Annotated in this window: 11 protein-coding genes; 2 read left to right on the top strand and 9 right to left on the bottom strand. The window is 60.6% G+C overall.

Annotated elements, in window-relative coordinates; all coding sequences use genetic code 11:
• Nucleotides 1-85 precede the first annotated feature (85 nt).
• From glcF to PspR84_RS11055, 5 genes are all read right to left on the bottom strand, one after another.
• Entirely contained in the window at nucleotides 86-1,306 is a 1,221-nt protein-coding gene (gene glcF / locus PspR84_RS11035) for a glycolate oxidase subunit GlcF (protein WP_160057268.1), read from the bottom strand.
• Between the two features lie 2 nt (nucleotides 1,307-1,308).
• On the bottom strand, nucleotides 1,309-2,358 hold the full coding sequence (gene glcE / locus PspR84_RS11040; protein WP_160057269.1) for a glycolate oxidase subunit GlcE: 1,050 nt from the start codon (nucleotides 2,356-2,358) through the stop codon (nucleotides 1,309-1,311).
• Nucleotides 2,358-3,857: a glycolate oxidase subunit GlcD gene (glcD, locus tag PspR84_RS11045; RefSeq protein WP_160057270.1), complete on the bottom strand. Its 1,500-nt coding sequence runs from the start codon at nucleotides 3,855-3,857 to the stop codon at nucleotides 2,358-2,360. The genes glcE and glcD overlap by 1 nt, the downstream gene beginning before the upstream one ends.
• Nucleotides 3,858-3,989: 132 nt before the next feature.
• Nucleotides 3,990-4,916 (bottom strand): alpha/beta fold hydrolase, encoded by a 927-nt coding sequence (locus PspR84_RS11050; RefSeq protein WP_160057271.1) that lies wholly within the window; start codon nucleotides 4,914-4,916, stop codon nucleotides 3,990-3,992.
• Nucleotides 4,917-4,937: 21 nt separating this feature from the next.
• Nucleotides 4,938-6,392 carry an NAD(P)/FAD-dependent oxidoreductase gene (locus tag PspR84_RS11055; RefSeq protein WP_160057272.1) on the bottom strand — a complete coding sequence of 485 codons (1,455 nt, stop codon included), beginning with the start codon at nucleotides 6,390-6,392 and terminating at the stop codon, nucleotides 4,938-4,940.
• Between the two features lie 177 nt (nucleotides 6,393-6,569).
• On the opposite strand from PspR84_RS11055, the gene PspR84_RS11060 reads away from it, so the two are divergent.
• Both PspR84_RS11060 and PspR84_RS11065 read left to right on the top strand, forming a co-directional pair.
• Nucleotides 6,570-7,643: a diguanylate cyclase gene (locus tag PspR84_RS11060; protein WP_160057273.1), complete on the top strand. Its 1,074-nt coding sequence runs from the start codon at nucleotides 6,570-6,572 to the stop codon at nucleotides 7,641-7,643.
• 213 nt (nucleotides 7,644-7,856) lie between these two features.
• Complete coding sequence (locus tag PspR84_RS11065; RefSeq protein WP_160057274.1) at nucleotides 7,857-9,095, top strand: M20/M25/M40 family metallo-hydrolase; 1,239 nt, start codon at nucleotides 7,857-7,859, stop codon at nucleotides 9,093-9,095.
• A 511-nt stretch (nucleotides 9,096-9,606) separates the two neighbouring features.
• Here PspR84_RS11065 and PspR84_RS11070 read toward each other — a convergent pair.
• From PspR84_RS11070 to PspR84_RS11085, 4 genes are all read right to left on the bottom strand, one after another.
• Entirely contained in the window at nucleotides 9,607-10,476 is an 870-nt protein-coding gene (locus PspR84_RS11070) for an oxaloacetate decarboxylase (RefSeq protein WP_007919546.1), read from the bottom strand.
• 167 nt (nucleotides 10,477-10,643) lie between these two features.
• The gene (gene astA, locus PspR84_RS11075) at nucleotides 10,644-11,678 is read right to left on the bottom strand and encodes an arginine N-succinyltransferase (RefSeq protein ID WP_077572158.1); all 1,035 of its coding nucleotides are present in this window, start codon (nucleotides 11,676-11,678) and stop codon (nucleotides 10,644-10,646) included.
• Between the two features lie 61 nt (nucleotides 11,679-11,739).
• Entirely contained in the window at nucleotides 11,740-12,756 is a 1,017-nt protein-coding gene (locus PspR84_RS11080; RefSeq protein WP_160057275.1) for an arginine N-succinyltransferase, read from the bottom strand.
• Nucleotides 12,757-12,874: 118 nt separating this feature from the next.
• Nucleotides 12,875-14,224 (bottom strand): APC family permease, encoded by a 1,350-nt coding sequence (locus tag PspR84_RS11085; protein WP_077572161.1) that lies wholly within the window; start codon nucleotides 14,222-14,224, stop codon nucleotides 12,875-12,877.
• Nucleotides 14,225-14,251: the final 27 nt, after the last annotated feature.

Raw genomic sequence — 14,251 nt, forward strand, 5'->3', positions numbered from 1 at the left:
AAAAATTCCTGCCACGGTCACGGAATGGATGTGGGAAAAGATCGCAGCCTTCTCGCACACGGGCAAACGAAGAATCCTACGAACTTCATTCTGCCAACGACTGATCCACCAGTTCGATCCAGTGCATCACCCGCGTGCGTCCGGCGCTGGCCAGATGACTCTGGCAGCCGACGTTGGAAGTGACGATCAGCTCAGGGCGGCCACTCTCCAGCGCATTGAGGCGGTTGTCGCGCAGTTGCCGGGCCAGCACCGGTTGCGTCAGCGAATACGTGCCTGCCGAGCCGCAGCACAAATGGCCGTCGGGCACGGCGGCGAGGTTGAAACCGAGGCGTGTCAGCACGGCTTCCACCGCGCCGCCCAGTTTCAACGCGTGCTGCAAAGTGCACGGGCAATGCACGGCAATCCGCCGTTCAGTGGCGGCGCAGATCTGTTCGAGCGGTTCCTGCGCGAGTATCTGCACCAGATCCAGCGTCCGCTCGCTGATTTCCCGGGCCTTGGCCGCATACAGCGGATCGTCTTCCAGCAAATGCCCGTAATCCTTGATGAATGCGCCGCAACCGCTGGCGGTCTGCACAATCGCTTCGGCGCCGTTTTGCAGGTTCGGCCACCAGGCATCGATGTTCTGCCGGGCACGGTCGAGGCCTTTGGCCTGGGCGTCGAGGTGATAGTCCAATGCGCCGCAACACCCGGCCTCGGCCACCGGGGTGACGCTGATGCCCAAGCGATCCAGCACCCGCGCCGTGGCGTCATTGGTGTTTGGCGATAACCCCGGTTGTACGCAGCCTTCAAGCAGCAGCACTTGCCGGGCATGGCGCGGGGCGGGACGCAAACCGGAAAACGGCAGATGCTGCGGCAGTTTGCTTTCAAGCAAGCGCGGCAACAGCGGCCGGAACGTCGTGCCTACCCGCAGCAAGCCTTTGAACAACCCCGGATTCGGCGCCAATGCGCGCAACCCTTCGCGCAATAGGCGTTGCGCGGCCGGACGTGGCACCGCGTGATCGACCACCGCGCGGCCGATGTCGAGCAGGTTGTGATAGTCGACGCCGGACGGGCAGGTGGTTTCGCAGTTACGGCACGACAGGCAGCGGTCCAGATGCAGTTGCGTCTGTGCAGTGGCCGGCGCACCTTCGAGCACTTGCTTGATCAGGTAGATGCGCCCGCGCGGGCCATCCAGTTCATCGCCGAGTAACTGATAGGTCGGGCAGGTCGCGTTGCAAAAGCCGCAATGCACGCAGGTGCGCAGAATCTTTTCCGCCTCGGCGGCGCGGGGCAGTTGCCGTGACTGTTCGCTGAGGGTGGTTTGCATGGCTAGAACTCCGCGTACATGCGCCCGGGGTTGAACAGCCCTTGCGGGTCGAGTTGCGCTTTGAGTTGTCGGTGATAGCGCAGCAGTGTCCAGGCTAGCGGCTGGAATGGCGAAGAGCTGGCGCCGTGGGTGAAGCAGGTGGCATGGCCGCCGAGTTCCTGAGCGAGAATATGAATGTGCTCAACGTCGGATTTCAGCCAGCGTTGTGCCCCGGCCCAGTCGATCAGTTGCTCGCCGGGCAGATCCAGTGGCCCGAGATTGTTCGGCAACGACAAGCGCCACAGCGGCAGACCTTCGTTGAAAAAGGCTAGACGCTGCTCATTCAGATCTCGCCAGAACCCTGAATCCAGCGGCTCACCACCGAGTCGTTGATGCGCCGCCGTCACCGAACCTTCGCCGCCTTCAAGCCGCAGATACAGACTCTGACCATCGTGACACGCGGCACTGATCGGCAGCGGTTGCTGACCCCATTCGGCAAGCTTGGCCAGTGCCAGCGAGCAGTCCATATCGAGACGAATGCTCAGACACTGGCGTGGTTTCGGCAGGACTTTCAGCGACACTTCGGTGAGCACGCCGAGGCAGCCGTAACTGCCGGCCATCAACCGCGACAGGTCATAACCGGCGACGTTCTTCATCACTTCGCCGCCGAAGCGCAGGTGCTGACCGAGGCCAGTGATCACCCGCGTGCCAAGGACGAAGTCGCGCACCGAGCCCGACCACGGTCGTCGTGGCCCGGACAAACCGGTGGCGATCATGCCGCCGACTGTCGCGCCTTCACCGAACGCCGGCGGTTCGCACGGCAGCATTTGTCCGGCGGCATCCAGCGCTGCAAACAGCTCGGACAAAGGCGTGCCGGCGCGCGCCGTGACCACCAGTTCGGTAGGCTCATAACGGACGATGCCGCAGTGGGCGCGGGTGTCGAGCACTTCCCCGGCGACCTCGCGGCCGAGAAACGCTTTGCTGTTGCCACCCTGAATTTTCAGCGGCGTGGCATTGGCCCGAGCCTCGTTGACCTGATCGAGCAGAGCGCTGGCGGCGTCGACGTCAGCCATCAGAAACGCTCCAGTTCGGGGAAGGGCAATTGCCCGGCGTGAATGTGCATCGCGCCGAATTCGGCGCAGCGGTGCAGGGTCGGAATGTTCTTGCCGGGGTTGAGCAGGCCTTGTGGGTCGAACGCGGTTTTTACTGCATGGAACAGGCTTAGTTCGTCGTTGTTGAATTGCGCGCACATCTGATTGATTTTCTCGCGGCCGACGCCGTGTTCGCCGGTGATGCTGCCGCCGACCTGCACGCACAGTTCGAGGATCTTGCCGCCCAAGGCTTCGGCGCGGTGCAGCTCGCCGGGTTGGTTGGCGTCGAACAGAATCAGCGGGTGCATGTTGCCATCACCGGCATGGAACACGTTGGCCACGCGCAATCCATATTCTTCGCCGAGGCGGGCGATGCCTTGCAAGACGCCGGGCAATTCGCGGCGCGGGATGGTGCCGTCCATGCAGTAGTAGTCCGGTGACAAACGGCCGATCGCGGGAAACGCATTTTTGCGCCCGGCCCAGAAGCGCACGCGCTCGGCTTCGTCGCGGGCCTGACGAACTTCGGTGGCGCCGGCCGCGGTCATGACCTCGCGCACCCGTTGGCAATCGTCGTGGACATCGGCTTCGACACCATCGAGTTCGCACAGCAGAATCGCCTCAGCATCGACCGGATAACCGGCGTGGATGAAATCTTCAGCGGCGCGAATGGCGAGGTTGTCCATCATCTCCAGGCCGCCGGGAATGATCCCCGCCGCGATGATTTCGGCGACTGCGCGGCCGGCCTTTTCCACGGAATCGAAACTGGCCAGCAGGACTTTCGCGACTTGCGGTTTGGGCAGCAGTTTGACCGTGACTTCGGTGATGATCCCCAGCAAGCCTTCGGAACCGGTGAACAACGCGAGCAGATCGAAACCCGCTGAGTCGAGCGCGTCCGAACCCAGGGTCAGGCGTTCGCCTTCAATGGTCAGCACTTCGATTTTCAGCAGGTTGTGCACGGTCAAACCGTACTTGAGGCAATGCACGCCGCCAGCATTTTCGGCGACGTTGCCGCCGATCGAACAGGCGATTTGCGAGGACGGATCCGGCGCGTAATACAGACCGAAAGGCGCGGCTGCCTGGGAAATCGCCAGATTACGCACCCCCGGTTGCACCCGCGCAGTGCGGGCGGCGGGATCGATGTGCAGGATATTATTGAAGCGCGCCATCACCAGCAGCAGGCCCTGTTCCAGCGGCAAGGCGCCGCCGGACAACCCGGTACCGGCGCCACGCGCAACCACCGGGACGTTCTTCTGATGGCAGAGTTTGAGCAGGGTTTGCACTTGCTCAAGTCGTCGGGGCAGGGCGACCAGCATCGGCGTGGTGCGGTAGGCGGAGAGGCCGTCGCATTCGTAGGGTTTGAGTTCTTCCTCGCGCCACAAAATGTCGAGGTCAGGCAGCGCTTGCTGCAATGCCTTGAGGAATTCGGCCTTGTTCACCTTCGGTAACGGGCCGTCGAGGCGTTCGTCATAAAGAATGTTCATCTACACCTCAGACCTCGTCAGCTTGTAGGAGCTGTCGAGTGAAACGAGGCTGCGATCTTTTGATCTTGTTTTTTACAAGCAGAATCAAAAGATCGCAGCCTTCGGCAGCTCCTACACAGGATGTGTTGAGTGTCATTTCTGGCTTCCGAGGAATTCACGATACAGGCGTGCAGTATTCCCCGGCTGTTCAACCATCGGCATGTGCCCGACATGATCCCAGACATCCACGCGCAAATTGGCGATGCCCTTGCTCCACACCGGCACGCTGCTGACATCGATCAGCCGATCCTTGCGCCCCCAGAGCAACAGCGCCGGGCACTTGATGTCGGGCAGTTTCGGCTCCATCGGCGGGCTGGCGCGAAAATCGCGGAAGATCTCTTCCAGTTCATCGCGTTGTTGCTCGTAGCGCTGGGCGATGGCGTCCAGCACCAGGTTCGGCACCCACGGTGGCGACTCCATGGTCATCGCGTAAAACTGGCGAAATTCTTCCCGGGAGTTGATCAGAAACGGGTTATGCCCGCGCGCCAGATGCCGCTCCATGTCGCTGACCTCGGGCGCGGTGACGCCCGCCGGGTCGATCAATGCCATCGAAGCGATGCGGTCGGGATAAGTCGCCGCCAGCCACGCGGCGATGTAGCCGCCCATCGAGTTGCCGATCACATGGACTTTCTCCACGCCGCAGACGTCGAGCAACTGGATCATGCGTTTGGCTTGCAGCGGAATGTCATAACCGCCGCCCGCCTTGAAGCCGGTTTCACCATGGCCGGCGAGGTCCGGGATGATCACCCGATACTGGCGCACAAAGTGCCGGGAAAAGCGCAGCCACAGGTTCTTCTCGCCGCTGTAGCCATGCAGCATCAGAATCGCGCTGGCCGCTTCATACGGCCCGCCCTGCCAGGTCGAGACGGTCATCTCGGCGATCGGCACTTCGATCTTGTGCAATTTGTACAACTTGGCCTCGATGGCCATGTTCAGGTCGTACAGCCAATGACCGACCGCCGGATAACTCAACCAGCTCCAGGCCACGAAAACCGCGAGGGCGACAAACAGCAAAAGCATCGACGTCTTCCTTTTACGTGTTCAGGACAGAATGTGGTCGGCCGGTTTCAGCGCTCGGGTCAAGCGGTGATAGCTGAAACTGAAGCCGGGAAACATCGCGATCACATGACCGCTCTTGCTTTGATACCAACTGTGGCAGCCGCCGGACTTCCATACCGTGCGCTCCATCTCCCGATGAATCATCTCAGTGTAGGTACGTTCCGCGTTACGGCGCACTTCGATGCTGCGCAGGCCTTTGGCCTGCACGGTGCGGATGCAGTCGAGGATGTAGTTCATCTGCGACTCGATGATGAACAGCGCCGAGGTGTGCCCAATGCCGGTGTTGGGCCCGGTGACGATAAACAGGTTGGGGAAGTCCGGCAGGCTGGTGCCCAGATACGCGCGCGGGTATTGCGCCCAGACCTCTCTGAGTTGCACGGCGTTTTTTCCGCTGACCGGGTAGGAAATAACCCCGTCGGTGGCGTCGTAACCGGTCGACCAGACGATCAGATCAACATCGATGTGCTGGCCGTCCTGAGTGTTGATGCCGGTTTCGTCGATGGAAGCGATGCCTTGCTCGCGGGTATGCAAGGTGACGTTGGCGCGACTCAGCGCCGGGTAATAGGTGCTGGAAACCAGCACCCGTTTGCAGCCAATGGTGAAGTCCGGGGTGAGTTTTTCTTGCAGCACCGGGTCCGGCACTTGGCGTTTGAGAAAACGCAGGGCGTGCTGCTGGACCATGTGAATCGCCGCTTTCGAGTATTTGAAGGCGATGACCCGGGTTTCGAATTGCCAGTAAATCAGCCAGCGCAACAGCTTGTAGGCCGGTTTCAGACCGAGCAGCCAGCGTTGCAGCGGCCCGAACTGGCGATCAGCGCGGGGCAGCACCCAATGCGGCGTGCGTTGGAACAAGTGCAGTTGCTCGACTTGCGGCGCAATCGCCGGAATCACCTGCACGGCACTGGCGCCGCTGCCGACAATCGCCACGCGTTTACCGCGATAGTCGTAGCTGTGATCCCAGTTGTTTGTATGAAACGTCTTGCCTTGAAAGCGATCCCGGCCGGGAAAGTGCGGGATGACCGGTTGGCTCAGCGGCCCGGTGGCATTGATCAGGAACTGCGCATAAAAGGTGCCTTTGCTGGCGGTATGCACGGCCCAGCGTTTTTCCGTAGCGTCCCATTCGACGCGCTCGACATTGGCTTGCAGCTCCACGCGTTTGCGCAAATCGAACTGCTCGATCACATGCTCGGTGTAGCGCTGCAGTTCGGCCTGTCCGGCGAACATCTGCGACCAGCGGTACGGCGCGAACGACAGCGAATACAGCGGCGACGGCACGTCCACCGCCGCGCCGGGATAGGTGTTCTGGCACCAGGTGCCGCCAAAGAAGTCCCGTCGCTCCAGCAGGCGAAAATCGTCGATCCCGGCCTTGAGCAGGTTGACCGCAGCACATTGACCGCCAAAACCGCTGCCAATGATCAACACGTGATAGGTGTGCATGGGCCTCCTTCTTATAGTTGTTTTTCCATTTTGCTCCTTTCATGTATAGCCAAATATTTGCACTGTGTGCGGCCATGATGTCGCTCTATTCAGCCCGCTGGCCGGTGATGGCTATTTAACGTCGCCCTGTTAGACTTCCAGCACATCCGTCCTGCGGTGTGCGTGATCGAGGTCCTTATGGGAAATACCGGAGGAAAGGGACTTTCATTGGCCAGGAGGCTTTATACGTCGCGCATCCTCGGGTTGATTCTGGGGCTCGTGTGCGTGAGCGTGGCGATGTACTCGCTCGATCCGCCGCTGTGGGTCTGGGCACTGATGTTTTTCAACGGCCTGGTCTGGCCGCATCTGGCGTTTCAATGGGCACGCCGCGCCCGGGTTCCTTACCACGCTGAACACCGCAATCTGTTGATCGACGCCTTTTTCGGCGGCTTTTGGCTTGCCGCCATGCATTTCAATCCGCTGCCCACGGCGACGACCATTTCGATGATGGCGATGAACAACGTCGCTATCGGTGGTTCACGTTTTCTATTGGCAGGCTCGGCGGCGCAATTGCTCGGGGTCGGCGTCGGGCTGGTGGTGTTTGCTCCGGCATTCGTTCCTCAGACCACGCCTGCGCAAATGTATGCCTGTTTCCCGTTACTGCTGCTGTACCCGTTGGCGCTGGGCTGGATCTGCTTTCGCCAGGCCTACACCTTGGGTCGGCATAAACGCGAATTGCTTGCCCTGAGCCGCACCGACAGCCTCACCGGGTTGCTCAATCACGGCGCCTGGAAGGATCAACTGGAGATCGCTTTTCAGCGTTGCAAACGGCAGAAGCAGGGCGCAGCGATTGCGTTGATCGACATCGATCACTTCAAGGCAATCAACGACACTTGCGGCCATGTTGCGGGCGACATCGTGTTGCGCCAGTTGAGCAAATTACTTAAACAAAACCTGCGGGCGACTGACGTTGCCGGGCGTTACGGCGGTGATGAGTTCTGCGTGATTTTGCCGGATCTGCCGCTGTTCAACGCCGCGCAAGCCATGGAAGCGTTGCGCGAGCGTTTCGCGATTCTGGGTTATGAGCAGAATCCGGCGTTGAAGGTCAGTTTGAGTATCGGCCTGGCGGCGTACGATCCGGCGCATGCCGACGCGACACGCTGGCTCAATGATGCCGATCAGGCGTTGTACGAGGCCAAGGCGAGCGGGCGTAATCGGGTGATCTGCAATTGTGATGACAAGCCCCGGCGGACGTTGCTGGATTCGGTTTGACCGCTACACCGTAGATCCCCTGTGGGAGCGAGCCTGCTCGCGAAAGCGCTGGGTCAGCCAACATTGATATCGCCTGACACGACGCCTTCGCGAGCAGGCTCGCTCCCACAGGGTTTGTGTGTTGTCGGTTAGATCAGTGTCGCATTCGGTGTAGAGCCTCGCGCCGATGTCGGGTACGGTTAAATCCCCCCGACGCGAAACAAGGATCGCTTCATGACGTTCTCATTTTCTCGCTCCCTGTTGGCCGCCAGTCTCGGCCTGTCTCTTGCTTTCTCCGCTGCCTACGCCTTCGCCGAACCGCACAAACAAGTGCTCGCCGATGCCGAACAATACCAGCCAGAAGCCCTGAAACTGCTGGAGCGGCTGGTCAATATCGACTCCGGTTCAGGTTACGAGCCGGGCCTCAAGCAAGTCGGCGATATCGCCATCGATGAGCTGAAAAAACTCGGCGCCACCATCGAACTGGTACCGAACACACCGGAAAAATCCAACCATGTACTCGCGACGCTGAAAGGCACCGGCAAGGCGAAAATCCTGCTGATGGCGCACATGGACACGGTGTTCAAGGAAGGTTCAGCGGCCGAGCGGCCGTTTCACATCAAGGATGGTCGTGCTTACGGGCCGGGGGTGATGGATGACAAGGGCGGCATCGTCGCCGGGATCTATGCGCTGAAAGTCCTGAAAAACCTCGACTTCAAGGACTACGCGCAAATCACTTTTCTGCTCGACGCCAGCGAAGAAACCGGCTCGGACGTCGCCACCGACCTGATCAAGAAAACCGCCAAACAGCACGACGTGACCCTCAATCTGGAGCCGGGGCGCCCGGCCGATGGTCTGGTGGTGTGGCGCAAGGGCAGCGCGACGGCGCTGGTCGAGGTCAAGGGCAAAGCCGCACACGCCGGCGTCGCTCCGGAACTGGGGCGCAATGCCGCAATGGAAGCGGCGCACCAGATTCTGCAACTGGGCAAACTCGGCGATGAAGCGAAGAAAACCACCATCAACTTCACCGTGCTCAAGGCCGGCGACCGCACCAACGTGATTCCCGATCAAGCCACGGCCAAGGCCGACGTGCGCGCGGCGGTGCCGGAGGAGTTCGACCGGATCGAGAAGGATCTGGCGCGGGTGTCCCAGGACAAGCTGATTGCTGATACGGAAGTGAAGACGTCTCTGCAGCGCGGCTTGCCACCGATGCCGCAGACGCCTGAGTCGGATCGCCTGATGGCCATGGCTCAGGGGATTTACGGCGAGATTGGCCGCAAGTTGACGGAGGAGGGCAGTGGCGGTGCGGCGGATGCCAGTCTGTCCGCCGGGGTCGGCACGCCGACACTGGATGGCTTCGGGATTGTTGGTGGCAATATTCATACGCCGGAGGAATACGCCGAAGTGGCGAGCGTGGCGCCGCGGATTTATCTGTTGTCGCGGATGATTATGGAGTTGGCCAAGTCGCGGTGAGTGGGTTCGTGGTGTGACTGATGCGGGTGGGGTGTCAGGTGCATTTGCCCTCACCCTAACCCTCTCCCAGAGGGAGAGGGGACTGACCGTGTTGTGTGTGATTAACACGGCGACCTGAAAGATCCATTTTGAATTCAAAATCGGATTCAGCGCGGTATCACAAGTCGGCGTAACTCCCGAGCATCCCCCAATCAGTTCCCTCTCCCTCTGGGCGGTCCGACGTTTCGGGAGGGCTAGGGTGAGGGGCTTTTGTGGGAAAAGTGGAAGCTGTGAGTGACCAGTGCGGTACATCTGTTGATGCGCGAGGGCTGTGCGATTCTGAATGTGATTCAGGCGCGGGCGGTGCAGCGGGAGGAGGCTTACAAGACACCGGTTTAGCGGTGTAGCGGCTGTTGCTATCGCGAGCAGGCTCACTCCTACAGTAGATCTTCAGTGCACACAGTATTTGTGTTCAACACTGATCAATTGTAGGAGTGAGCCTGCTCGCGATGGCGTCAGCCCGGCCAACCCATCACTCCTTGACGCTCATGTATTCCTTGGCCCAGAGAATGTATTCCTCCGGCTGGGTATAGGTGTGCGTCAACTCGGTAGCGCTCAGGTCGGACGCCTGGGTAAAGATCTGCCGCTGTTCGCGCAGGCTGTCATACGTCGCTTTGATCGCGGCAAAGTAAGCGCCATGCCCATCAATGGTCACGCGCACACCGAGTTCGGCCAGACGCTTGTCGTCGCGCAGCGCCGGGTTGCCGTAGGTCACCAGCATCAGCGGTACGGTCAGGTGTTCGGCGATTTGCTCGAGCTGATCGAAATCCTGAATCCCGACCATGCAAATACCGTCAGCCCCGGCCGCCTGATACTGGCGAGTGCGGCTGATGATTTCCTGGTTCGGCAGGATGCCGGCGTTGGTACGGGCGATGATCGCCATTTCCGTATCAACCCGGGCTTCCAATGCCGCGCGGATCTTGCCGACGCCTTCGGCCACGGTGATCAGGTCGGTGGATTTGCGGCCGAATTGTGCCGGCAGCAAGGTGTCTTCGATGGTCAGGGCGGCGACCCCGGCGCGTTCCAGTTCGACGATGGTGCGCATCACGTTGAGGGCGTTGCCGTAGCCGTGGTCGGCGTCGGCGATCACCGGCAATTGGGCGACGCGGCCGATGCGGGTGGCCTGTTCGGCGAACTCGCTGAGGGTGATCAGGGCAAAGTCCGGGGCACCGAGCACCTGCAACGAGGCCACGGAACCGCCGAGAATCCCCACTTCAAAACCCAGGTCAGCGGCAATGCGCGCGGACATCGGATCGAACACCGACGCCGTGTGATAGCAGGTGTCGGAAGCCAGCAGTTGACGGAAGTTACGGCGCAAATCTTGATGGGAAAGCCTGGTCATACGAGTTCCACCAATACAAAGGAATGGAAAGGCTTGAACAAAGGTGTCAACGCCGAAGAATGAAAAGGCTATCACGCGAATGGGTCAATGATCATGACGAATTTGCAAGGGACAGGTTGTCGCGGACGCTTTTGCTGAAAGGATTTACCTTTTTGCGATGGTGACCGTCAGGCCGCCACCGCCTGTTGCTGTTGATTGGGCAGCATCGCCGCGCGCACCGAATTGCCCGGTTGCAGTTGCAGGCGCTTGGCCGTGAGGCGGTCAATCACCAGGCTGCTGCCGACCCGGCGGGCGCGGGCGACGGTGATGCGGCAGTTTTCCAGACGACGATTGTGAATCAGCCACAACGGTGCCTGTTCATCCGGGCTGCCGAGGCTCAAGGTCAGCTCAAGACTTTCGCGCACGGTGCGGATATTGCGCACTGGCGCCTCGATCACCGGGCCGCCGTCGAAAATGTCAATGTAGCCTTTGTGGGTAAACCCTTCGGCCTGGAGGATTTTCAGTGCCGGCTCGGTATTCGGGTGTGCCTGGCCGATCGCCGCCTGCGCCTGTTCGGTGAGCATGCAGGTGTACAACGGCTGGCGCGGCATCAGTTCGGCGATGAACGATTTGTTACCCAGCCCGGACAAGTGATCGGCATGGCTGAAGTCCATTTGAAAGAAATGCCGGCCCAGGCTGTCCCAGAACGGCGAACAACCGTGTTCATCGGCACTGCCGCGCAATTCGGCAATCATCTTCTCGCCGAACAGGTGCGGGAATTCGGCAACGAACAGCAGGCGCCCCAGTGACAACAAGCGGCCATTACTGCCGTGACGCTGATCATGGCCGAGAAACAGCGAGCACAGTTCCGATTGGCCGGTCAGTTCGTTGTTGAGAAACAGCGTCGGGATCTGTCGTTGAATACCCAGGTCCGGCGCCGAACTCACGGTCAACCCGACCCGGTAGTTGTACCAGGGCTCGCGCAGGCCGACCGCCCCGGCCAATGCGCTGACGCCGACCACGCGCATGTCGTCGTCTTCGAGTACAAAGAGATAGTCCGCGTCGGCCCGCTCCACCTGTTCGGCGAACGCCCGTTGTGCCCAACGGACCCGGTGGGACAGGCGATCTTCGTTGGCCGGCAGGGTGGTGAACCCCGGGCCGGCCTGTTGCACCAGCGCCATCAAGGCTGGCAGGTCGCTGACTTTGACCGGGCGGACAATCATGCTGTAACTCCTTCTGCGCGCCTGTTCGGGCACTGTCGTTGACTGCGCAACCGCGCGGGTTTCACAGGGCAATCAGCCGGATCGGGCTGCCATCGGTCACGTTCAGCGCCGCACACATTGCAGGGGTGAGGGGCAGCGGTTGATCGGTCTGGTAATCGAGTTCGGCCATGATTGCGCGGAAGCCGTGCAGCGCATCGTTGCTCAGCAGATAACGGCCACGGGCATCGATCTGTGGCCGTTGCTGCACCGTTGCGGTCTGGCTGCGGGCAATCGAACGGATATTCGACGTGCGCGCATACAGGGTCGGGCCGGCGTCGAACAGGTCGATGTAGCTATTGGTTTCGAAGCCTTCGCGCTCAAGAATGTCGAACGCTTCCTGACCGTCCGGGTGAATACGACCGATACAATCCTGCGCCGCTTGCGGCAGCATCGGCACGTAGATCGGGTATTGCGGCATCAGTTCAGCCAGGAACGAGCGGCTCTGCAGGCCGCAAAGACGTTCGGCCTCGGCGTAGGGCAGATCGAAGAAATGTTTGCCCAGCGCATCCCAGAACGGTGAATTGCCGGTCTCGTCGCTGTAGCCGACGATTTCGGTAATCACCGCTTCGGCAAAGCGCGGCGCATGGGCAGCGATGAACAACAGGCGCGCGCGGGACAGCAATTCGGAAAATGGCGTGCGCACCAGCCCGGCGTCGATATGAAAACCGCGCAGCAGCGTGTGATCGTTGAGGTCATGGCACAGCGACAGCGCTGGCACGCCGTGTTCGATGTTCAGCTCGCGGGACGCACTGGTGAAGTGGCGGTTGCGCAGGCTGTAGAACGGCTCGTCGAAGCCTGCAGTCGCGAGAATTTCCGAGCAGCCAACCAGCCGCTGATCGTCCAGATCCTCCAGCACAAAGAAGTAATTCTCCGGGCCGTGGGCTGTCGCTGCGCTGGCGAACGAGGCACAGGAACCGGCGATTTTCGCGCGCAGGCGCTCGCTGTCGTCCGGCAGGGAGGTCACGCCCACCAGACTGTCGCGGGCCAATTGTTGGAGCTGGGGCAGGTCAGTCTGCTCGACTGGGCGTAGGACCAGCATGGATGTACTCCTGTATCAAAAGGTTCGGCAAAGTCGCCGAACCTGACTATCACTGTCGGTTTCCACGCGATAAATCGGCGGTCGCCTGATTTGTTGTCAGACGCCGCTCTTTTTCTTGTCAGCCGTTGCTCGGGTCGGGCAGCGCGGTGCTGGCGCCGAGCTTGTTAAGGAAGAACAGGTACACCAGACCCAGAGCAATCCAGATCAGCCCGAGTTTCTGCGCATCGACGCCCATGTTGTACATGATGGCCGCGACGATAATGAAGCCGATCACCGGGCAGATCAGGTGACGCACGACCTGACCGGACTTTTGCCGACGCCAGTAGTAGTTGATCACTGTCAGGTGCAGCAGCATGAAGCCGCTGAGCGCGCCGAAGTTGACCAGCGAGGTCAGGGTGTCGACCGAGTTGATGAACAGGTAGCAGATCACCAGCGACAGCACCGCCACCAGATAAATGCTCAGGTACGGTGTGTTGTGTTTTGGGTGCACCTTGGCCAGCACTTTCGGCAGCTTGCCGTCGCGCGCCATGCCGAACAGCAGGCGCGAAACAGCGGCTTGCGAGGTGATGGCCACGGCCACGCCCCAGGCCAGCGCCGTCGCAACAGCGGTCAGGGTCGCCAGCCAGCTGCCGGCGGCGATTTCGGCGATTTCATAGAACGCAGTGTCAGCGGATTTGAAGCCCATGCCGGCTGCCAGATCGGTGGCGATCCAGGTTTGTGCGACGAAAATCACGCCCATGACCACCAGGGTTATCAACGCGGCTTTGCCGACGCTCTTGCCCGGATCGCCTTTGATTTCTTCGGCCAGCGTCGAAATCGCATCGAAGCCGAGGAACGACAGCACCGCAATCGACACCGCTTGCATCAGTAGGGCGAAGTTGAAGGTTTCCGCGTGATACAGCGGCGCCAGGGTCAGCTCGCCGTTACCGCCACCGTTGTGCAAGGCATTCCAGGCGTAGAACAGGAAGATGCCGAGTACTACCAGTTGCGCCAGAAGGAAGATGATGTTCATCCGCGCGGTGAAAGTGATGCCGCGCAGGTTGACGAAGGTCGCGCTGACCAGAAACGCCAGAATGAAGCCGACTTTCGGAATGTCCGGGTACAAATGGTTGAGCGCCATCGCCGCGTAAACGTAGAGCAGCGGCGGAATCAGCAGGTAATCGAGCAGCATCAGCCAACCGGCGATGAAGCCGACGTGTTGATTGAGGCCGCGTTGCGCGTAGGAATACACCGAGCCGGCAATCGGAAAAGCCTTGGCCATGCTGCCGTAGCTCAGCGCGGTGAACAGCATCGCCACCATGCCGATGATGTACGCCAGCGGCACCATCCCCGGGGCCTCGGCGTTGACGTAGCCATACACACCGAACGGGGCGATGGGGATCATGAAGATCATCCCGTACACCACCAGGTCGGTCAGCGTCAGGCTACGTTTCAACTCTTGCTTGTAGCCGAATTCTTCAATTTCCATGAAGCGCAACTCCTTGTCAGCCAGTCG

Source organism: Pseudomonas sp. R84 (assembly GCF_009834515.1).
In the GTDB taxonomy this organism is placed as follows: domain Bacteria; phylum Pseudomonadota; class Gammaproteobacteria; order Pseudomonadales; family Pseudomonadaceae; genus Aquipseudomonas.